Here is an 18,363-nt window from a genome sequence, read left to right as displayed (position 1 = left end):
CACGACGACCTCCAGCCCCTCGTGCCACTGCCTGGGCAGCGGCACGCAGCAGGTCACGCCGCCGGCGCCGTAAGGGCGGATGCTCATGCCCACGGCGCTGCGTTTGGCATCGCCCGGGCGGTGCACGGAGAAGTAGCGGATACCCCGCTCGGTGTAGTTCACCGCCGAGACGGACACGCCGATGCCCTCCCCGCCGCCGCAGGCGGTGAGCAGGGCGGCCATGAGCAGGGGCCAGACGATGAGGGGGGTCGAGCGGCGTGCTGTCATGCTGACACGCCGGCGGGCCCGGGGATGCCCGGCTTTCCGTGACCGCCCCCGGCCGGTCCCGGCGGTGCGGTGTGTCGTGTCGGCGAGGAACCGGACAACCCGGGCGGGATGCCCGTGAAGGAATCGTCAGCCATGTGCCACCTTCCCTGGTCAAAAGCCGAAGTGCATCAACCCGCGCGATAATGCGCCTTCCGCCTTCCTGGCGGTGCGTACCGGGCCAGGCTTGCCCGGTCCGGGCGATATCAGCCTACCTCAGTACTTTCCGGTTGCCGAGTCCGGAATGCGGATCACTCACACCGCAACCCAACGCGATCATAAACGAGGAAGATCCGCGGGCAGCTCGATATGACCGCCGTAGCGGTCCTGCAGGCGGATGGCGAAACGCCGGGCCCGCGGCGGGAGTCCGTCGCGGAGATACACCGCCAGGGCGTCGCGGACGGCGCGGCGGAAGCCGTCCGGATCACCGGGATCGCCGTCCAGATTGTCGACGCTCACCCGGAAGGGTGCATCCGCGGCCATGCTGAAGGCCCACTCCAGCGCCTGGGGGCGGGCCTCGACCCGCTCGAACTCGGCCTGGGTGACGGCGTCCCGTCCGTCCCCCTCGTACCAGTAGCCGTAGTCCACCAGCGCCCGGCGCCGGGGTCCGGCGATGCACCAGTGCGCAATCTCGTGGAGCGCGCTGGCGAAGAAGCCATGGGCGAAGACCACCCGGTGGTACGCACACGTGTCGTCCGCCGGCAGGTACAGCGGCTCCTCATCGCCGCGCACCAGCCGGGTGTTCTCCGGGGCGAACTCGTCGTCGAACAGCCGTATCAGCTCCGCCGGGTCGTGGGGGGCGGCCAACCCCCCACCCCCCCCTGTCCCCCGTGCCCCCACACCCCGCGGGGGAACCCAACGGGGACCCGCCCCACCACGCCGCCCCCCCGCGGGCGCCCCGCGGGGCCCACCGCGCCCCCCACCCGCCGAACCCGCCCCCCGGGGTGGGGGCCCCCGCCCCCCCCCGCCGCCCACGGCTGCCCGGTGCCGCTCACGCCGGCGTTTCCAGCAGACGGTTGACCCGCTGCACGAACGCCGCCGGGTCCTCGAGCTGGCCGCCGCCGGTAAGCTGGGCCTGGTCGAAGAGCAGCTGCGCCCAGTCGTCGAAGCGCGCATCCTCGCCGCCGCCCTCGAGCCGCTGGATCAGCGCGTGATCCGGATTGATCTCCAGCGCCGGCGCCCCCTGGGGCATCTCGTGGCCGGCGGCCTTGAGCATGCGCTGGAGGTTCATGCCGAGCTCGTAGTCGCCCACTACCAGGCAGGCCGGCGAGTCGGTGAGGCGGTCGCTGACACGGACCTCGGAGACCCGCTCGCCCAGCGACTCCTGGAGCTTCTCGGTGAGCGGCCTGAGCGCCTCGGCGCGCTCCTCGCGGGCCTGCTTCTCGGTCTCGTCCTCCAGCTCGTCCAGGTCCAGCTCGCCCTTGGCGACGGACTGCAGGGGGTAGCCCTGGAACTCGTGGAGATGGCTCGCGAGCCACTCGTCGATGGGCTCGTGGAGCAGCAGCACCTCGACGCCCTTCTTGCGGAAGATCTCCAGGTGCGGACTGTTGCGCGCCGCGTTGAAGCCCTCGGCGGTGACGTAGTAGATGTGCTTCTGGCCCTCGCGCATCCGCGCGACGTAGTCCGCGAGGGTGACGTCCGCCTCCTGTTTCGCCTCCTGGGTGGAGGAGAAACGCAGCAGTCCGGCGATGCGCTCACGGTTGCCCGAGTCCTCGATCACGCCCTCCTTGAGCACCGAGCCGAACTGGGACCAGAACGTGGCATAGTTCTCGGGCTCGTCCCGGCTCATGCGCTCCAGGGTGTCGAGCACCCGCTTGACCGAGGCGCCGCGGATGCGGTCGATGAGCTTGTTGTGCTGGAGCAGCTCGCGGGAGACGTTGAGCGGGAGGTCGTCGGAGTCGATCACGCCGCGCACGAACCGGAGGTAGCGCGGCATCAGGTGCTCACTGTCCTCCATGATGAACACCCGGCGCACGTAGAGCTTGACGCCGTGGCGCTGGTCCTGGTCGAACAGGTCGAAGGGCCGGCGCGCAGGGATGTAGAGCAGCGAGGTGTAGGCCTGGTTGCCCTCGACCTTGTTGTGCAGCCAGGTCAGCGGCGCCTCGAAGTCGTGGGCGACGTGCTTGTAGAACTCGATGTACTCCTCGTCGCTGATCTCGCCCTTCGGGCGCATCCACAGCGCGGAGGCCTGGTTGACGGTCTCCTCCCCCGGGGCCTCGTCGGACTCCGGATCCGCCTCGGCGGGCATGCGGATGGGCAGCGAGATGTGATCGGAGTACCGGCGGATGATGTGGCGAAGCCGCTGCGGCTCCAGGAACTCGTCGCGTTCCTCGGCGAGATGGAGCATCACGCGGGTGCCGCGCTCGGGGCGCTCGACGTACTCCACCGAGTAGGCGCCCTTGCCGTCGGAGGACCAGTGCACACCGAGCTCCGGGGACTCGCCGGCGCGGCGCGTGTAGACGTCCACCCGGTCGGCGACGATGAACGCGGAGTAGAAGCCCACGCCGAACTGGCCGATGAGCTGCGCGTCCTGTTTCTCGTCACCCGTCATCGCCTCCAGGAAGCGTTGCGTGCCGGAGCGCGCGATGGTGCCGAGGTTCTCGACCACGTCGTCCCGGCTCATGCCGATGCCATTGTCCTCGATCGTGACCGTGCGTGCCTCGCTGTCCGCATGCACCCGGATGGCGAGCTCCGGGTCGTCCTCGAGCAGGCTCTCGTCCTTCAGCGCCTCGAAACGCAGCTTGTCCGCCGCGTCGGAGGCGTTGGAGACGAGCTCGCGGAGGAAGATCTCCGGATTGCTGTACAGCGAGTGGATCATCAGATCCAGCAGCTGCTGGACCTCGGTCTGGAATTCCAGGGTCTCCTGCTGTGCCTCTGCGCTCATACCGCTTCGCATTCCCTTCTTGATCAATGACGTGGTCCACAACGGCCGCGGTCTGTACGATCGTAACCGCGGCGACGATCTTCGCATGGTGCCGGATCGATCCCATTTCAAGGCCGGGGAGAGCCGGGGGTCGATTCTATTACAACGACGACGACACAAAGGCCGACGGCATGACCACCTACGACAGCGTTCTCATCGCCTTCGTGATCTCTGCCGAGGTCGCCCTCGTGCTCGCTGCCATCACGATCTGGCTGGCTCTGCGACTGCGCCGGCGGCATGCGGACCCGCTCGATGCCGCCCGCGCCCACCTCGCCGATGCCCTGGCGGCGAGCGAATCGGGCAGCGGGAGCGCGGCGGAGGTCCGGCGGCAGGCCCTGGCCGCCGAGATCGCCGCCATCGACGCCGACACCGCCGACGACCGGGAGGAGGCGTTGTCCGCCTACGCGGCCCTGTCCTCCGTGGACAAGGCGAACGAGGACGCGGCGGAAGAATCGGCACGCCTGCGACGCCTGCTCACCCGCGAGGAGGAACGGGTCGCCTCGCTGCTGGAGCTGCGCGACGAGCTGCGCACCCTGCGGGTAGGCTACGACCGGGTCCGCCACCTGGCCGGCAAGCTGCTGGAGAACGTCGAGGCGCACGGCCTCGACGAACAGGAGACACAGACCTACCGCGAGACCGAGACCCGCTGGCTGGCCTCCCTGGAAGAGCTGGAAAAGCGTTTCTCGGAGACCGTGGAGGCCGATCCGCCGGACGCCGGCGGGGACGCGTCAGCAGACGGGGTCTCCGTGCCCGAGGAGATCGAGCAGGTCATGGCGATGAAGGACAAACAGATCGAGGAGCTGCGGGCCCGCCTCGGTGAATCGGAGTCGGATCCGGAAACGGCGGAAGAGACGGAACAGCCGCGGGGCTAGGCGGCGGCAGCGATAACGGGCCCGCGCCCGGGAACCGCGGCGCGGCGAGCCGGCGGCCGGCGCCGGGCCGGCCGCCAATAAGGCCCGCTCAATCCGGGACGGCGCGGCCTAGAAGGCCTCCGAAGGCGCCAGCCGCTCCGGCCCGTCACGGCTGTCACCGTAATCCCGGGACGGGATGTGATCGCCGGTGACCATCTCGCGGTAGCTCATGCCCGGCCCCACCATCGGGTACACCCCGGCGTCCGGATCGATGACCACCTCCAGGAATGCGGGCCCCTCAAAGCCCACGAAGGCCTTCAGCGCCTCGCCGAGCTCCGCCTTGTCGGTGACGCGGCGGGCGAACTCGAAACCATCCGACTCCGCCGCCTTGATGAAGTCCTTGCGATGCAGGGACTTGTCGCTGCCCGAGAAACGGTCCTCGAAATACAGCCGCTGCCACTGGCGCACCATGCCATCGCAGCTGTTGTTGAGCAGCAGCACCTTCACCGGCAGGCCGTAGGTGGTGACGGTCTCCATCTCGCCCAGGTTCATACGGATGCTGCCGTCGCCGTCCACGTCGATGACCAGCGCGTCCGGATTGGCGAACTGGGCGCCGATGGCCGCCGGCAGCCCGAAGCCCATCGTGCCCATGGACCCGGAGGTGAGCCACTGGCGCGGGCGGTGGAAATCGAGGTACTGCGCCGCGAACATCTGATGCTGGCCCACGCCGGTGGCGATGACCGCCTCGCCCCGGGTCAGCGTATTGAGCCGTTCGAGCACCTCCTGGGGCTGGATGAGCGGCGTCTCGCGGTCGAAGTTCATCGGGTAGCTGCCGCGCAGGCCGCGCACGTGTTCCAGCCAGGGCGTGAAGTCCCGGCGGAAGCCCTCGCTGCGCCCGAACTCCACGAGCTGTCGAAGCGAGCGCCCGGCGTCGCCGACATGCGCCCAGTCCACGAGCTTGACCTTCCCGATCTCCGCGGCGTCGATGTCGATATGCGCCACGTGCTCGGCCATCGGCGCGAACAGTTCCGCCTTGGCGGCCACGCGGTCGTCGAAACGCGCGCCCACGGCGATGATGAAGTCGCAGTCCTCCACCGCGTAGTTGGCGTACGCGGTGCCGTGCATGCCGAGCATGTGCAGGCACAGGTCGTCGGTGGTGTCGATGGCACCCAGGCCCATCACCGTGGTCACCACCGGGATCCCGTACGCCTTGGCGAAGGCGGTGAGGTCATCGCCGGCGTCGCCGCTGACCACGCCACCGCCGACGTAGAGCAGCGGCCGCGAGGACTGGCCGAGCAGGTCGAAGAACTGCCGGCACTTGCGCTCGGAGAGCTTGGCCTGGCGCAGCGACTCCATGCGCTGACGGTAGCCGCGCACATCGAGCAGCCCCTCGCCGTGGAATTCCCCCACCCAGTTCTGGACGTCCTTGGGCAGGTCCACCACCACCGGCCCGGGCCGCCCGGAGCGCGCCACCTCGAAGGCGGTGCGCATGGTCGCCTCCACGTCCTCAGGATTGGTCACGAGGAAGACGTGCTTGGCGCAGTTGCCCATGATGTTGACGATGGGTGCCTCCTGGAAGGCGTCCGTCCCCATGGCGCCACGGGCCACCTGGCCGGTAATGGCGACCACCGGCACGGAGTCCGCCATGCAGTCGCGGATGGGGGTGACGGTGTTTGTCGCACCGGGACCGGAGGTCACCAGGAACACCCCCACCCGGCCGGTACTGCGGGCATAGCCCGCCGCCATGAAGCCGGCACCCTGCTCGTTGGCAGGCACCACCAGGTTCATCGGCGCACCACCGGTATCGCCGCGCTGGCGCTCGTTGTAGCGGAACACGGCGTCGTAGGTCGGCAGTATCGCGCCACCGCTGTAGCCGAAGACCGTATCTACCCCCTCATCCGCCAGGACCTGTACGACCATCTCCGCGCCGCTCATCTGCTCGCCGGCGAGGGGGTGCTGGGTACTGTGCGGGATGCGGGGTGCTTGTTCCGTCATGGTCGGTCTTCGTCTCCACTGGCTCCGTGGCCCCTAACATCAGGGGATCGATCGATCAATATACTAATGTGACGATAGGTAATGCCAGCTTTCAGGGCGCCCGGGAGCGCCTGCGCGACGGACGTCCGCGACGGCGGGGCCGCTCCCCGGGAGCGGCATGGCACCGCTCCTTCGGGACCGGCGCGACAATCAGTCGTCCCGCGAGTGGAAATCCAGGGCCGCGGAGTTGATGCAGTAGCGAAGCCCGGTGGGCGCCGGCCCGTCGGGGAAGACGTGCCCCAGGTGGGCGGCGCAGCGGCGGCAGTGCACTTCGGTGCGCCGCATCCCCAGGCTCTCGTCGAAGGACTCGCCCACCGCCTGCGGATCCGCCGGCGCGGTAAAGCTCGGCCAGCCGCTGCCGGAGTCGTACTTGTCCCGGCTGTCGAACAGCGGCCCGCCGCAGCACACGCAGCGGAACGTGCCGTCGCCCTTGAAGTCGTTGTACTCCCCGGAGAACGGCGGCTCGGTGCCGTGCTGCTGGGTGACCCGGTACTGCTCCGGGGTCAGCCGTGCCTGCGGGGTATCGTTGTCACGGGTATCGCTCATCGCCTTTATCCTCCAGGCCCGCCGCCGAGTGCGGCCACCAGGCGCGGCAGCACCTCGTCGGCACCGCCGCGCAGCGACCAGTCCGCCTGCCGCGTCAGCGGCGTGGCTTCGGTATTGATCTCCACCACCGGCACACCCACCTGCAGCGCCGCCCACGGCAAGTCCGCCGCCGGGCGCACCAGGGACGAGGTGCCGATGCTGAGCACGCAGTCCGCCGACTCCGCGAGCACGCCGGCCCGGTACAGCGCCGCCACCGGCAGCGGCTCGCCGAACCAGACCACGTCGGGACGCATCGGCGCGCCACATTCCGGACACGCCGGCGGGGTTTCACCCGTGGCCCCCGGACGACGCACCGCGCAGCCGGCGCTGCAGCGGTCCCGGTCGATGCGGCCGTGCAGCTCGATGACGTCCCCGCTGCCGGCACGCTGGTGCAGACCGTCCACGTTCTGGGTGACCACGGTCAGCCGTGCCGGCCCCGGCCAGCAGGCCAGGGCCGTGTGGGCCGCGTTCGGCTCCACCCCCGCCAGCAGAGAGCGCCGCCAGGCATACCAGGACCACACCAGCCCCGGATCCCGGGAAAACGCCTCCGGGGTGGCCAGCGCGGTCGGATCGTACCGCGCCCACAGCCCGGTCTGAGCCTCGCGGAACGTGGGCACACCGCTCGCCGCGGACACGCCCGCCCCGGTCAGGGCGAGCACCTGCCGGGCACGGCCCAGTAGCTCGATCAGGGCGGCGGGAAGCGCCTCGGTGGATGTCTCGGTCATTCCCTCAAGATACCAATGGCAGTGATGGCACTGGAAGCGCACCGCCCCGAATCCACCCGGGCAATGACCGGTCCCATGGCCTACAATGGAGCGCTTTCCGCAGCAGGACGGGACCGCGCGCGATGAGCGAAGTGGTACTGATCAATATCTCGGGGCACGACAACCCGGGCATCACCTCCGCACTGATGGACATCCTCGCCGGCTACGGCGCCCGGGTGCTCGATATCGGCCAGGCCATGATCCACGACACCCTGGCGCTGGGCATACTGATCAAGATCCCGGACGAGGCGCAGAGCGCGCCGGTGCTCAAGGATCTCCTCTACGAGGCCCACAAGCTGGATCTGCGCGTTCGCTTCACGCCGATCTCCGCGGAGGACTACGAGCGCTGGGTCGCCCACGAGGGGGCGCCACGGCAGGTGCTCACCCTGCTCGGCCGCCGGGTCACCGCGGAGCAGATCGGACGCATCGCCCACGTGATCACCGACCAGGGGCTGAACATCGAGGACATCGTCCGCCTCACCGGGCGCAGCGCGCTGCACGACGACAACGGCGGCAGCCGCGCCTGCATCGAGCTGACCCTGCGTGGCACGCCCCGGGACCCGGACGCCATGAAGGCGAGCTTCTTCAGCATCTCCGAGGCCCTCGGCGTGGACATCTCGTTCCAGGAGGACAACTTCTACCGCCGCAACCGCCGGCTGGTGGTCTTCGACATGGACTCCACACTGATCCAGCAGGAGGTCATCGACGAGCTCGCCAAGGAGGCCGGCGTCGGCGAGCAGGTGGTCGCGGTCACCGAGGCGGCCATGCGCGGCGAGATCGACTTCCGCGAGAGCCTCGCCCGGCGGGTGGCCCTGCTCGAGGGCCTGCCGGAGACCACCCTGGAGGCCGTCGCGCAGCGGCTCACCCTCACCGAGGGCGCGGAGCGACTGCTCAAGACCCTGCACACCCTGGGCTACCGCACGGCGGTGATCTCCGGCGGCTTCACCTACTTCGGCCGCTACCTCCAGCAGCGCCTCGACCTGGACTACGTCCACGCCAACGAGCTGGAAATCGCCGACGGCCGACTGACCGGCCGGGTGATCGGCGAGGTCGTGGACGGCGGCCGCAAGGCCGCGCTGCTCGAGGAGATCGCGGTGCAGGAGGGCATCACCCTGGACCAGGTCATCGCCGTGGGCGACGGCGCCAACGATCTGCCCATGCTCAAGCTCGCGGGCCTGGGCATCGCCTTCCACGCCAAGCCGCTCGTGCAGCAGCGGGCGCGCCAGGCGATCTCCACCGTCGGCCTCGACGGAATCCTCTATCTTATGGGCATGAAGGACGCCGAGCTGCCCCACTGAGGCGGCCGGCAGCGGACACGACACTAGCGCGGAGGCGATCATGCAGGTAGGTGTGCCACGCGAAATCAAGAACCGGGAGTACCGGGTCGGCCTCACCCCGGACAGCGTGCGCGAGTTCGTCGCCCACGGCCACGAGGTGCTCGTCGAGCACGACGCCGGCATCGGCGTGGGCTACGCCGACGCGGACTACGAGCGCGCCGGCGCCAGGATCAGCGACACGCCGGAGCGCATCTATGCCGAGGCCGAGCTGGTGGTCAAGGTCAAGGAACCCCAGCGCGAGGAGCGCCGGCAGCTCCGGGCGGACCAGATCCTGTTCACCTACCTGCACCTCGCCCCGGACCCGGAGCAGACCCACGACCTGGTCGACAGCGGCGCCGTGTGCATCGCCTACGAGACGGTCACGGACGGCCACGGCGGCCTGCCCCTGCTCGCGCCCATGTCGCAGGTCGCGGGCCGGATGTCCATCCAGGCCGGCGCCCACTGCCTGGAGAAGGCGGCCGGGGGCGGCGGTGTGCTCGTCGGCGGGGTTCCGGGCGTACCGCCGGCGCGCGTCGTGGTGATCGGTGGCGGCGTGGTCGGCGAGAACGCCATCGCGATGGCCATCGGCCTGGGCGCCGACACCGTCGTGCTCGACCGCGACGTCGGGGTGCTGCGCCGCCTCGCCACGCACTTCGGACCGGCGTTGACCACCATCTACGCCACCCGCCAGAGCCTGGAGGACCAGGTCCTCGACGCGGACCTGGTGATCGGCGCAGTGCTTGTCACCGGCGCGGAGACCCCGAAGCTCGTCAGTCGCGAGATGGTCTCGCGCATGCGCACCGGCAGCGTGCTCGTGGACGTCGCCATCGACCAGGGCGGCTGCTTCGAGACCTCCCACCCCACCACCCACGACGAGCCGACCTTCGTCGTCGACGGCGTGGTCCACTACTGCGTGGCGAACATGCCGGGCGCGGTGCCCCGCACCTCCACGCTCGCGCTCAACAACGTCACCCTGCCCTATGCCCTCGCCCTGGCGGACAAGGGCTTCCCGCAGGCGCTGGCCGAGGACCCGCACCTCCTCGACGGCCTCAACGTCTGCCGCGGGCACGTGACCTACCGCGCCGTTGCCGAGGAGCTGGGCTACCGCTACCTGCCCCCCCGGGAGGCCCTCAAGGGATGAGTGGGGGCGCGCTCAGCGCCGCCCCCACAGCTCGTCCGGCAGGGCGACGCCGTCGGCCAGCGGGTCGCCGGCCTCGACCACGAACCGCGCCTCACCGACGTAGTGGCCGCGGCCACCCACGGTGACGACCACGCTGCCGTCGGCGGCGGCCCCGCGCACCGCGGCGGTGAAGTCCACCCCGGCGATGCCGCGGAACGTCCGCGTCTGTCCCGGCTCGATCAGCCCGCGGGCGTGGGCGAGCGCGAGCCGCGCGGTGACGCCGGAGCCGGTGGGGCTGCGATCCACCTGCCCGCCGCCGAAGATGCACACGTTGTGGCTCGGTGCCTCGCTGCTCGGCGGGACGTCGTCGGTGAGAATGGTGCCGTAGATGAAACCGAGGTCGTCGGCGTCCGGATGGCTCACGCTGAGCTGCTCGCGGGCCGCAGCGGTCATGGCGCGGGCGGCGTGGAGCAGCTGCTCGTAGGGGGTGGCGAAGAGATCGAGCCCCAGCCGCGAGGCGGGCACGATCACGTAGAACGCCCCGCCATAGGCGACGTCCACGGCGATACGGCCGTACTCCGGCACGGTCACGTCGGCGTCCAGGTGGCTGGCGAAGGCCGGCACGCTGTCGAAGCTCACGTCCCCCGGGGCACCATCGGCGTCCGCGTGCACATGCACGGTGACCGGCCCGCAGGGGCACTCCAGCACGAAGTCGGCGCCGTCCGGACCCAGGGTCACCAGCCCCTGGTCCACCGCATACCGACCCAGGGCGATGGTGGCGTGCCCGCACATGGTGCTATAGCCCTCGTTGTGGGTGAACAGCACCGCCATGGCGGCATCCGGATGGCTCGCCCGCGTCGGCCACACGCCGTACATGTCGGCATGCCCGCGGGGCTCCAGCATCAGGCGCCGGCGCACGTGGTCGTGGTGATCCATCGCGTCGCGCCGGCGATCGAGCAGGGTCTCGCCGGCCAGCTCGGGCAACCCGCCCGTGAAGATACGCACCGGCTCGCCCGCCGTGTGCATGTCCACCACCGTGTAGGCCGTCTTCTCCGCCATGGGCACTCCCCCGTCGAAAAAACCGCCATTCTAACCGCCGCCCGGAAAGGCGGCCACGGAACCATTCAGGCCCGGGCGACGGCCTCGCGTCCGGGCACGAGCAGTGCCACCAGCAGGCAGACCGCCGTAGAGGCGATCATCGCCCCGGCGAAAGGCCCCAGGGTCGGCGCCCCACCGGGGAACGAGGCCGCATGGAGGCCGGCGACGGGACCGCCACCCTGCCACCAGCCCGGCACAATGGAACCCGCGAGACCGGCGGCGGTGCCGGCCACCGCGGCGGCCGGCGTGGTCCGCCGCCACAGTCCCATGAGCACCGGCACCACCGTGGTCGCGCACAGCAGGTCGGCGATGAGGAACAGTCGCAGCACGGACAGGCCCTGCAACGCGACGGCCACCACCGGCACCATCAGCACCACGGTCACCCAGCGGGCCGCACCGAGCGACAGGCCGCGGGCCTCGGTGACCGCCAGCGAGGCGATGCCGTTCTGCAGCGTGTCCACGGACGACGCCACCAGCGTGACCGCCAGGACCAGCGCCGGCAGGGTCACCCATGCGGGGGCGGCATTGAGCAGCGCGAAGAAAGGGATCGGCGGATCGCCGAGGGACAGTCCGGTCATCGCCGCGACGATGCCCAGGGCACCGATCACCGCGACCACCACGACGGTGGTGCCGGCCCCGAGGAGCGCCCCGCGCCCGAGCACACGCGCGTCCCGAGCGGCCCAGACCCGCTGCCAGTAGCCCTGGTGGAAGAGGTTGGCGGCGGTCACCGCGAGCACCAGCGCCAGTGCCACCGCCAGGCCGTCCGCCAGCGGCACCGAGGGCATCGCCGACGCCGCCGGCGGCCGTCCCGTCCCGCCCAGGGCGACACCGGTCACCAGGGCCAATAAGGCAAGCAGCAGCCAGGCCTGCCAGCGGTCCGTCTCCAGGCTCGCGCGCAGTCCGCCGGCGGCGGTGTAGGCGAGGGTCGCCACCGCCACGGCTACCACGACCACGCCGCCGTCCAGATCCGACAGCAGCGCGGTGATCGCGCCGATGGCGGTGAGTTCCGCGGCGAGGAAGCACAGCATGTAGAGCACGGAGATCAGCGCCACCCAGCGCCGCACCGCCGTCCCGTAACAGGCCTCCGCGAAGTCGCCGATGCTGCGCCCCTGGGGCACCCGGGACCGGATCGCCGGGCCGCAGAGCGCGAAGACCAGGAACGGCAGCGCGGCACCGACGGCATAGCCGGCGAGGGCCACCGGCCCCACGAAGGCGCCCACCTCCGGCGGGGCGAAAAGGATCCATGCCCCCATGCCGGAGGCGAGGAAGGACAGGCCCAGCACGGTCGCGCCCTGGCTGTTGCGGGCGGTGACGTAGTCGTCCAGCCCGGCCGAGGTGGCACGGGCACGCAGGCCGATCCAGGTAAAGGCGATGAGGGCCACGCCGAGCGTGGCAAGGGTCAGGTACATGTCGCGCTACCTCCGCCGGTATGATCCGGATCAGGTTCCAGGGTCTGCGCGGCGCGCACTCTCAGTCCGTGACGGACTCCCCTGGCGACGGTCGGATTGTGGTGAGTCGGTGATTCTCGCGCGCAGCCGCGCCGATGGCAAATCCGGCGGTGCCACGAAAAAGGCCACCGGCACGGGGTGCCGATGGCCTTCGTCACGCTCGCGCGCCCCCCGGCGCGGGGGACACGGACGGGCGTTGCGCCTCAGGCGCCCTGCTTCGCACCCTTGGTGCGGATCTTCTCCTTGATGCGGGCGGCCTTGCCCTGACGATCGCGGAGATAGTAGAGCTTGGCGCGGCGCACGTCGCCCTTGCGCTTGACCTTGATGCTCTCGATCACCGGGCTGTGCAGCGGGAAGACGCGCTCGACGCCCTCGCCGTGGGAGGTCTTGCGCACGGTGAACGCGGAGTTCACGCCGCGGTTGCGCTTGGCGATGACCACGCCCTCGAAGGGCTGCACACGCTCGCGGTTGCCCTCCTTGACCCAGACGTTCACCAGCACGGTGTCACCGGGTGCGAACGCGTCGAGGCTGCGCCCGGACTTTTCGATCTGTTCCCGCTCAAGCTCTTTGATGATGTTGCTCATGACCACAAACCCCTAGCGTTCCGAGTCCCCTCGGTACTCCTCGATGAATTCTTCCAGTAGCGCCTGCGCGTCGCCGTCCAGCTCCCGCCCGGACAGCAGCTCAGGGCGCCGCAGCCAAGTCCGTCCCAACGCCTGCTTGCGCCGCCAGCGCGCCACCGCCTGGTGATCGCCGCCGAGCAGCACCGCCGGCACGTCGCGCCCGTCGATGGACTCCGGACGCGTATAGTGCGGGCAGTCCAGCAATCCCGCCGTGAAGGAATCCTCCTCGGCGGAATCCACATGCCCGAGCACCCCGGGCACCAGCCGGCTCACCGCATCGATGAGCATCATCGCCGGCAGCTCGCCGCCACTGACCACGAAATCCCCGACCGAGATCTCGCGATCCACCTCCGCGGCGATCAGGCGCTCGTCCACACCCTCGTAGCGGCCGCACAGCAGAATGAGCCGCGGCAGCCGCGCCAGCTCGCTCACCGTCGCCTGGTCCAGCGGCCGGCCCTGAGGGCTGAGATAGACCACCGTCGCCGGCGTCGGCACCGCCGAACGCGCCGCGTGTATCGCGTCGCGCAACGGCTGGACCTTCATGACCATGCCGGGACCGCCGCCGTAGGGCCGGTCGTCCACCGTGCGGTGGCGGTCCGTCGTGTAGTCCCGCGGGTCCTGCGGGGCGATCTCGATCAGCCCGCGCTCCACCGCGCGCCGGGTCACCCCGGATTCCGTGATCGCCCGGAGCATCTCCGGGAAGATCGTGACGACATCGAAGCGCACCGTCAGTCTTCCGGGTCCCAGTCGACCTCCAGGCGCCCCGCGCCGAGATCGACGTCGAGGACGAAGACGTCGACGACGAACGGGATCAGCCGCTCGCGCTCGCCGGCCACGACCATCACGTCGTTCGCCCCGGTCTCCATCAGCCGCCTGACACGGCCGAGGACCACGCCCTCGCGGTTGACGACCTCGAGCCCGACGAGGTCGTGCCAGTAGTACTCACCCTCTTCCGCCGGCGGCAGCGCCGAGCGGGGCACGGCGATCTGTCGCCCGATGAGCGCCCGCGCCGCATCGCGGTCTTCGACGCCCTCCAGATGCGCGATCAGGCCCTTGCCCTGTTGCCGGCCCGAACGCAGCTTCAGAGTACGCGCGGCGCCGGCATCGTCGAGCAGCTGCCACTCGGTGAAGCCGAGGATGTTATCCATCGGCCGGGTCCAGGAATACACCTTGACCCAGCCCTGCACACCGTGAACGCCCACGATCTCGCCCAGCACCACGGGCGGGTCATCCTGCGCGCCACGCTGCACCAGCCGCCTCCCGGGTCGTTACGCCTCCGCGGCCGCGCCCTTGCGCGCCTTGCGGATCAGCCCCTCGGCACTCTCGGTCGGACGGGCGCCACGCTCGAGCCAGTGGTCGACACGCTCGAGCTCGAGCTTGAGCGAGACTTCCTGACCGGTCGCGACCGGGTTATAGAACCCGAGGCGCTCGATGAACCGACCGTCCCGCGGGTTGCGGCTGTCGGTAACGATCAGGTGGTAGAAGGGCCGCTTCTTCGCGCCAGTGCGAGCTAGACGAATGGTTACCATCGTGTTCGTTAATCCCCTGTGATCGGCAAACAGAACTGGGCTACCGATGTAAAACGCGCAAGTCTACTTGAAACCGCGCCGATGTAAAACCGCCCCGACGGGGCATCACCGCAGGAAACCGGACGGGCCGCCGGGCGGCATGCCGCCGCCCCCCGGTGGAAAGCCGCCGCCTCCGCCGCCGCCGAACTGGCGCATCATCTTCTGCATCCCGCCCTTCTTCATCTGCTTCATCATCTTCTGCATCTGCTTGTGCTGCTTGAGCAGGCGGTTGACGTCCTGCACCTGCAGCCCGCTGCCGCGAGCGATGCGGCGCTTGCGCGAGCCGCTGATGATGTCGGGGCGGCGCCGCTCGCGCGGGGTCATGGAGTCGATGATCGCGATCTGGCGACGGATCTGCTTCTCACCGACCTGGTCCTGCATCTGCTCGGTGAGCTTGCCCATGCCGGGGAGCTTGTCCATCAACCCGCCCATGCCGCCCATCTTGTTGATCTGCTGCATCTGCTTGCGCAGGTCGTCGAGATCGAAGCCCTTGCCCTTCTTGAGCTTGGAAGCCATCTTCTCGGCTTCGCTCTTGTCCACCGAGCGCTCGACCTCCTCGACGAGGCTGAGCACGTCGCCCATGCCGAGGATGCGGGAGGCCACCCGGTCCGGGTGGAAGGGCTCGAGGGCGTCGGTCTTCTCGCCGACACCGAGGAACTTGATGGGCTTGCCGGTGATGTAGCGGATCGACAGCGCCGCACCGCCGCGGGCGTCGCCGTCGGTCTTGGTGAGGACCACACCGGTGAGGGGCAGCGCCTCGTCGAACGCCTTGGCGGTGTTGACGGCGTCCTGGCCGGTCATGCTGTCGACGACGAACAGCGTCTCCACCGGATCGAGGGCGCCGTGCACGCGCTTGACCTCGTCCATCATCGTCTCGTCGACGTGCAGCCGGCCGGCGGTGTCGACCAGCAGGACGTCGTAGTACTCGCGCCGGGCACGGTCCACGGCCGCCTCGGCCGCGGTCACCGGGTCGTCGCTGGTCTGGGTGGGCTGGAAATCCACGCCCACCTCGCCGGCGAGGCGCTCGAGCTGATCGATGGCGGCGGGACGGTAGACGTCCAGGGATACGGTGAGGACCTTCTTTTTCTCACGCTCGGCGAGCCAGCGCCCGAGCTTGGCGATACTGGTGGTCTTGCCGGAGCCCTGCAGCCCCGCCACCAGGACCACTGCGGGCGGGCGGGTGGCCAGGTCCAGGCCGGTGTTCTCCTCGCCCATCACGCGCACGAGCTCGTCGCGCACGATCTTCACGAAGGCCTGCCCCGGCGAGAGGCTCTTCATCACCTCCGAGCCGAGGGCACGCTCACGGACGTCGTTGACGAAGGACTTGACCACCGGCAGCGCGACATCCGCCTCGAGCAGCGCCATGCGCACCTCGCGGAGGGTGTCGCGGATGTTGTCCTCCGTTAACCGCCCCTGGCCGCGCAGGCGCTTGCTGATGCCCTCGAGCCGTTCGCTGAGACTGCTGAACATGGCGCGCTCCAATGGATATTCGTCGACAGCCCGTTAGTATAACGGTCGGGGCGATGCCGGGGCGAGGACCGTGTCCGGGACTCGAAGCCCGGAGCAAGGTGTGCGATGATCGACGCCAACTCAAGGAGCGCACACCGGCGCGAATGATTCACCCCTTACTGACTATCACCGTCATCGCCCTCTACCTGGCGGCCACCGTGGTCCTCGTGCTGCGCCTCACACGGCGGCTCCCGGCCCGCGAAGGCACCCGCCAGGCCGCTATCGCGCTCGCAGTGGCCGGCGTGGCCCTGCACGCCGTCATCCTCAGCCAGACCATCTGGCAGAGCAACGGCCTGGATCTGCGGCTGTTCAACGCCGGGGCGCTGATCGGCTGGGTGATGGCGGCGCTGCTGGTGCTCGCCGCCGTGCGCGAGCCGGTGGAGAGCCTCGGCGTGCTCGTCTTCCCGGTCAGCGCCGCCGCGGTGCTGACGCAGTACTTCTTCGGCGTGGCCCATACGACCAACCCGGTGGGCTTCGCCGGGGTCGACAGCCACGTGCTGCTCTCGGTGATCGCCTACAGCGTACTCGGGATCGCCGCCGCCCAGTCCGTGGTGCTGGCGGTCCAGGAGCACCAGCTCCGTAACCGCCACCCCGGCGGTTTCCTGCGGCTGCTCCCCGCCCTGCAGGACATGGACGCGCTGCTGTTCACCATGCTCCGCGTGGGCTTCGTGCTGCTCACGGCATCGCTCGCCACCGGCTGGTTCTTCGTCCAGGACCTCTTCGCCCAGCACCTGGTGCACAAGACCGTGCTCACCATGCTCGCCTGGGCCCTGTTCGCGATGCTGCTGCTGGGGCGCTGGCACTACGGCTGGCGCGGACAGGTGGCCGCACGCTGGAGCATCGGCGCCTTCCTCGTGCTCGCGCTCGGCTATTTCGGCTCCAAGATCATGCTGGAACTGGTGCTCGGCGCCTGATCGTGCGCTGAGGAGGCGCCGTGGAACACATTCCGCTATCCGGGCTGATCATCGCGCTGATCGTCTCGCTGGTGCTCTCCGGGTGCTTCTCCGGCTCGGAGACGGCGCTGATGACCGTCAACCGCTACCGCCTGCGCCACCTCGCCGACGAGGGGCGGCGCGGCCCGCGCATTGCACAGCGGCTGCTGGAGCGCCCCGACCGGCTGATCGGCGTCATCCTGATCGGGAACAACCTGGTGAACATCCTCGCCGCGCAGATCGCCACCGTGATCGCGCTGCGCCTCGGCGGCGAGAGCGCCATCGCCGTGGCCACGGGGCTGCTGACGCTGACCATCCTGATCTTCTCCGAGGTCACCCCGAAGACCCTCGCCGCGCTCCACCCGGAGCGCGTGGCCTTCCCGGCCGCCTTCGCGCTGTCTCCGCTGCTGCGCCTGCTCTACCCGCTGGTATGGCTGATCAACCTCATCGCCAACGGCATGCTCCGGGCCGTGGGCGTGCGCATCGAGAAGGACGCCAGCGCCGCGGTCAGCCGGGAGGAGCTGCGCACCGTGGTCAACGAGGCCGGCGCGATGATCCCGCGCACCCACCAGCGCATGCTCACCAATATCCTCGACCTGGAGCAGGCTACCGTCGAGGACATCATGATCCCGCGTAACGAGATCATGGGTATCGACCTGGAGGACGACTGGGACGCGATCCTGGAGCTACTCGCCAATACCGAGTACACGCGCATGCCGGTCTACCGCGGTGCGGTCGACGAGATCGAGGGGGTGCTTCACGTCCGCCGGGTGCTCTCGAGCCTGCTCACCGGCCGGCTCACCCGCGAGGAGCTGATCGCCGGCATGAACGAGCCCTACTTCGTGCCGGAGGCCACCCCGCTGCACGTGCAGCTGCTCAACTTCCAGAACCGGCGCCGGCGCATCGCCCTGGTGGTGGACGAGTACGGCGACATCATGGGGCTGATCACCCTGGAGGACCTGCTCGAGGAGATCGTCGGGGAGTTCACCACGGACCCGGCGGAGATGATGCGCGACGTCCATCCGCAGGCGGACGGCTCGTTCCTGGTGGAGGGCAGCGCCAGCGTGCGCGAACTCAACCGCACGCTCAATGCGGAGATGCCCACCGGCGGGCCGAAGACGCTCAACGGCCTTATCCTAGAGCAGCTCGAGACCATCCCGGCCCCCGGCACCAGCCTGATGCTGGAGGGCTACCCGGTGACCATCATCCAGACCCAGGGCAACCGGGTGAAGCTCGCCCGCATCCAGCCACCTCCGGGCAAGACACGGCGCTGACTACGGCGCCCCGGG

Annotated in this window: 18 protein-coding genes and 1 riboswitch; of the genes, 5 read left to right on the top strand and 13 right to left on the bottom strand. The window is 69.8% G+C overall.

What is annotated here, in order from left to right:
• The 3 genes from ACEZHJ_RS11520 to htpG all read right to left on the bottom strand — a co-directional run.
• Window positions 1-267, bottom strand: a 267-nt coding sequence (locus tag ACEZHJ_RS11520) for a DUF3304 domain-containing protein (RefSeq protein WP_375036515.1), incomplete at its 3' end; no start/stop codon positions are given.
• A 312-nt stretch (window positions 268-579) separates the two neighbouring features.
• Entirely contained in the window at window positions 580-1,110 is a 531-nt protein-coding gene (locus tag ACEZHJ_RS11515) for an elongation factor P hydroxylase (RefSeq protein ID WP_375036514.1), read from the bottom strand.
• A 184-nt stretch (window positions 1,111-1,294) separates the two neighbouring features.
• Window positions 1,295-3,187, bottom strand: coding sequence for a molecular chaperone HtpG (gene htpG, locus ACEZHJ_RS11510; protein WP_375036513.1), 1,893 nt, complete (start codon window positions 3,185-3,187; stop codon window positions 1,295-1,297).
• A 170-nt stretch (window positions 3,188-3,357) separates the two neighbouring features.
• On the opposite strand from htpG, the gene ACEZHJ_RS11505 reads away from it, so the two are divergent.
• The gene (locus tag ACEZHJ_RS11505) at window positions 3,358-4,098 is read left to right on the top strand and encodes a hypothetical protein (RefSeq protein WP_018717813.1); all 741 of its coding nucleotides are present in this window, start codon (window positions 3,358-3,360) and stop codon (window positions 4,096-4,098) included.
• Window positions 4,099-4,206: 108 nt separating this feature from the next.
• Here the strand turns inward: ACEZHJ_RS11505 and ilvB are convergent, their stop codons facing one another.
• From ilvB to ACEZHJ_RS11490, 3 genes are all read right to left on the bottom strand, one after another.
• The gene (ilvB, locus tag ACEZHJ_RS11500) at window positions 4,207-6,072 is read right to left on the bottom strand and encodes a biosynthetic-type acetolactate synthase large subunit (RefSeq protein WP_018717812.1); all 1,866 of its coding nucleotides are present in this window, start codon (window positions 6,070-6,072) and stop codon (window positions 4,207-4,209) included.
• A gap of 189 nt (window positions 6,073-6,261) precedes the next feature.
• A complete protein-coding gene (msrB, locus tag ACEZHJ_RS11495; RefSeq protein WP_018717811.1) occupies window positions 6,262-6,657 on the bottom strand; it encodes a peptide-methionine (R)-S-oxide reductase MsrB in 396 nt (131 codons plus the stop codon).
• 5 nt (window positions 6,658-6,662) lie between these two features.
• Window positions 6,663-7,421, bottom strand: coding sequence for an NAD-dependent deacylase (locus tag ACEZHJ_RS11490; RefSeq protein ID WP_163139333.1), 759 nt, complete (start codon window positions 7,419-7,421; stop codon window positions 6,663-6,665).
• 122 nt (window positions 7,422-7,543) lie between these two features.
• On the opposite strand from ACEZHJ_RS11490, the gene serB reads away from it, so the two are divergent.
• Both serB and ald read left to right on the top strand, forming a co-directional pair.
• Complete coding sequence (serB, locus tag ACEZHJ_RS11485; protein ID WP_018717809.1) at window positions 7,544-8,758, top strand: phosphoserine phosphatase SerB; 1,215 nt, start codon at window positions 7,544-7,546, stop codon at window positions 8,756-8,758.
• Window positions 8,759-8,798: 40 nt separating this feature from the next.
• On the top strand, window positions 8,799-9,917 hold the full coding sequence (ald, locus tag ACEZHJ_RS11480; RefSeq protein WP_018717808.1) for an alanine dehydrogenase: 1,119 nt from the start codon (window positions 8,799-8,801) through the stop codon (window positions 9,915-9,917).
• 12 nt (window positions 9,918-9,929) lie between these two features.
• Here ald and ACEZHJ_RS11475 read toward each other — a convergent pair whose 3' ends face one another.
• From ACEZHJ_RS11475 to ffh, 7 genes are all read right to left on the bottom strand, one after another.
• Entirely contained in the window at window positions 9,930-10,955 is a 1,026-nt protein-coding gene (locus ACEZHJ_RS11475) for a proline racemase family protein (protein ID WP_163139334.1), read from the bottom strand.
• A gap of 65 nt (window positions 10,956-11,020) precedes the next feature.
• On the bottom strand, window positions 11,021-12,403 hold the full coding sequence (locus ACEZHJ_RS11470; RefSeq protein ID WP_163139335.1) for a sodium:solute symporter: 1,383 nt from the start codon (window positions 12,401-12,403) through the stop codon (window positions 11,021-11,023).
• Window positions 12,393-12,496, bottom strand: a riboswitch (TPP riboswitch). (Overlaps the previous gene by 11 nt.)
• Before the next feature lie 149 nt (window positions 12,497-12,645).
• On the bottom strand, window positions 12,646-13,026 hold the full coding sequence (gene rplS / locus ACEZHJ_RS11465; RefSeq protein WP_026321022.1) for a 50S ribosomal protein L19: 381 nt from the start codon (window positions 13,024-13,026) through the stop codon (window positions 12,646-12,648).
• 12 nt (window positions 13,027-13,038) lie between these two features.
• Window positions 13,039-13,791, bottom strand: a complete 753-nt coding sequence (trmD, locus tag ACEZHJ_RS11460; protein WP_018717804.1) for a tRNA (guanosine(37)-N1)-methyltransferase TrmD — start codon at window positions 13,789-13,791, stop codon at window positions 13,039-13,041.
• 2 nt (window positions 13,792-13,793) lie between these two features.
• Window positions 13,794-14,318 carry a ribosome maturation factor RimM gene (rimM, locus tag ACEZHJ_RS11455; protein WP_156831162.1) on the bottom strand — a complete coding sequence of 175 codons (525 nt, stop codon included), beginning with the start codon at window positions 14,316-14,318 and terminating at the stop codon, window positions 13,794-13,796.
• 15 nt (window positions 14,319-14,333) lie between these two features.
• Window positions 14,334-14,594 (bottom strand): 30S ribosomal protein S16, encoded by a 261-nt coding sequence (gene rpsP, locus ACEZHJ_RS11450; RefSeq protein WP_018717802.1) that lies wholly within the window; start codon window positions 14,592-14,594, stop codon window positions 14,334-14,336.
• Window positions 14,595-14,699: 105 nt separating this feature from the next.
• Window positions 14,700-16,103: a signal recognition particle protein gene (ffh, locus tag ACEZHJ_RS11445; RefSeq protein ID WP_018717801.1), complete on the bottom strand. Its 1,404-nt coding sequence runs from the start codon at window positions 16,101-16,103 to the stop codon at window positions 14,700-14,702.
• A gap of 143 nt (window positions 16,104-16,246) precedes the next feature.
• On the opposite strand from ffh, the gene ACEZHJ_RS11440 reads away from it, so the two are divergent.
• Window positions 16,247-17,056 (top strand): inner membrane protein YpjD, encoded by an 810-nt coding sequence (locus ACEZHJ_RS11440; RefSeq protein ID WP_163139336.1) that lies wholly within the window; start codon window positions 16,247-16,249, stop codon window positions 17,054-17,056.
• A gap of 20 nt (window positions 17,057-17,076) precedes the next feature.
• Complete coding sequence (locus ACEZHJ_RS11435) at window positions 17,077-18,348, top strand: HlyC/CorC family transporter (protein ID WP_163139337.1); 1,272 nt, start codon at window positions 17,077-17,079, stop codon at window positions 18,346-18,348.
• The last annotated feature ends 15 nt before the right edge of the window (window positions 18,349-18,363 follow it).

It is taken from the genome of Arhodomonas sp. KWT2 (assembly GCF_041949875.1).
Taxonomy (GTDB): Bacteria; Pseudomonadota; Gammaproteobacteria; order Nitrococcales; family Nitrococcaceae; genus Arhodomonas; species Arhodomonas aquaeolei.
This window is presented reverse-complemented; position numbering and strand designations above follow the sequence as displayed.

What these genes read in the sequence shown, in the direction of transcription:
- ilvB (WP_018717812.1), bottom strand. Translation starts at nt 6,072, where the DNA reads ATGACGGAACAAGCACCCCGCATCCCGCACAGTACCCAGCACCCCCTC.
- ald (WP_018717808.1), top strand. Translation starts at nt 8,799, where the DNA reads ATGCAGGTAGGTGTGCCACGCGAAATCAAGAACCGGGAGTACCGGGTC.
- rpsP (WP_018717802.1), bottom strand. Translation starts at nt 14,594, where the DNA reads ATGGTAACCATTCGTCTAGCTCGCACTGGCGCGAAGAAGCGGCCCTTC.
- rplS (WP_026321022.1), bottom strand. Translation starts at nt 13,026, where the DNA reads ATGAGCAACATCATCAAAGAGCTTGAGCGGGAACAGATCGAAAAGTCC.
- ACEZHJ_RS11490 (WP_163139333.1), bottom strand. Translation starts at nt 7,421, where the DNA reads ATGACCGAGACATCCACCGAGGCGCTTCCCGCCGCCCTGATCGAGCTA.
- ACEZHJ_RS11440 (WP_163139336.1), top strand. Translation starts at nt 16,247, where the DNA reads ATGATTCACCCCTTACTGACTATCACCGTCATCGCCCTCTACCTGGCG.
- ACEZHJ_RS11505 (WP_018717813.1), top strand. Translation starts at nt 3,358, where the DNA reads ATGACCACCTACGACAGCGTTCTCATCGCCTTCGTGATCTCTGCCGAG.
- ffh (WP_018717801.1), bottom strand. Translation starts at nt 16,103, where the DNA reads ATGTTCAGCAGTCTCAGCGAACGGCTCGAGGGCATCAGCAAGCGCCTG.
- ACEZHJ_RS11475 (WP_163139334.1), bottom strand. Translation starts at nt 10,955, where the DNA reads ATGGCGGAGAAGACGGCCTACACGGTGGTGGACATGCACACGGCGGGC.
- msrB (WP_018717811.1), bottom strand. Translation starts at nt 6,657, where the DNA reads ATGAGCGATACCCGTGACAACGATACCCCGCAGGCACGGCTGACCCCG.
- htpG (WP_375036513.1), bottom strand. Translation starts at nt 3,187, where the DNA reads ATGAGCGCAGAGGCACAGCAGGAGACCCTGGAATTCCAGACCGAGGTC.
- serB (WP_018717809.1), top strand. Translation starts at nt 7,544, where the DNA reads ATGAGCGAAGTGGTACTGATCAATATCTCGGGGCACGACAACCCGGGC.
- ACEZHJ_RS11470 (WP_163139335.1), bottom strand. Translation starts at nt 12,403, where the DNA reads ATGTACCTGACCCTTGCCACGCTCGGCGTGGCCCTCATCGCCTTTACC.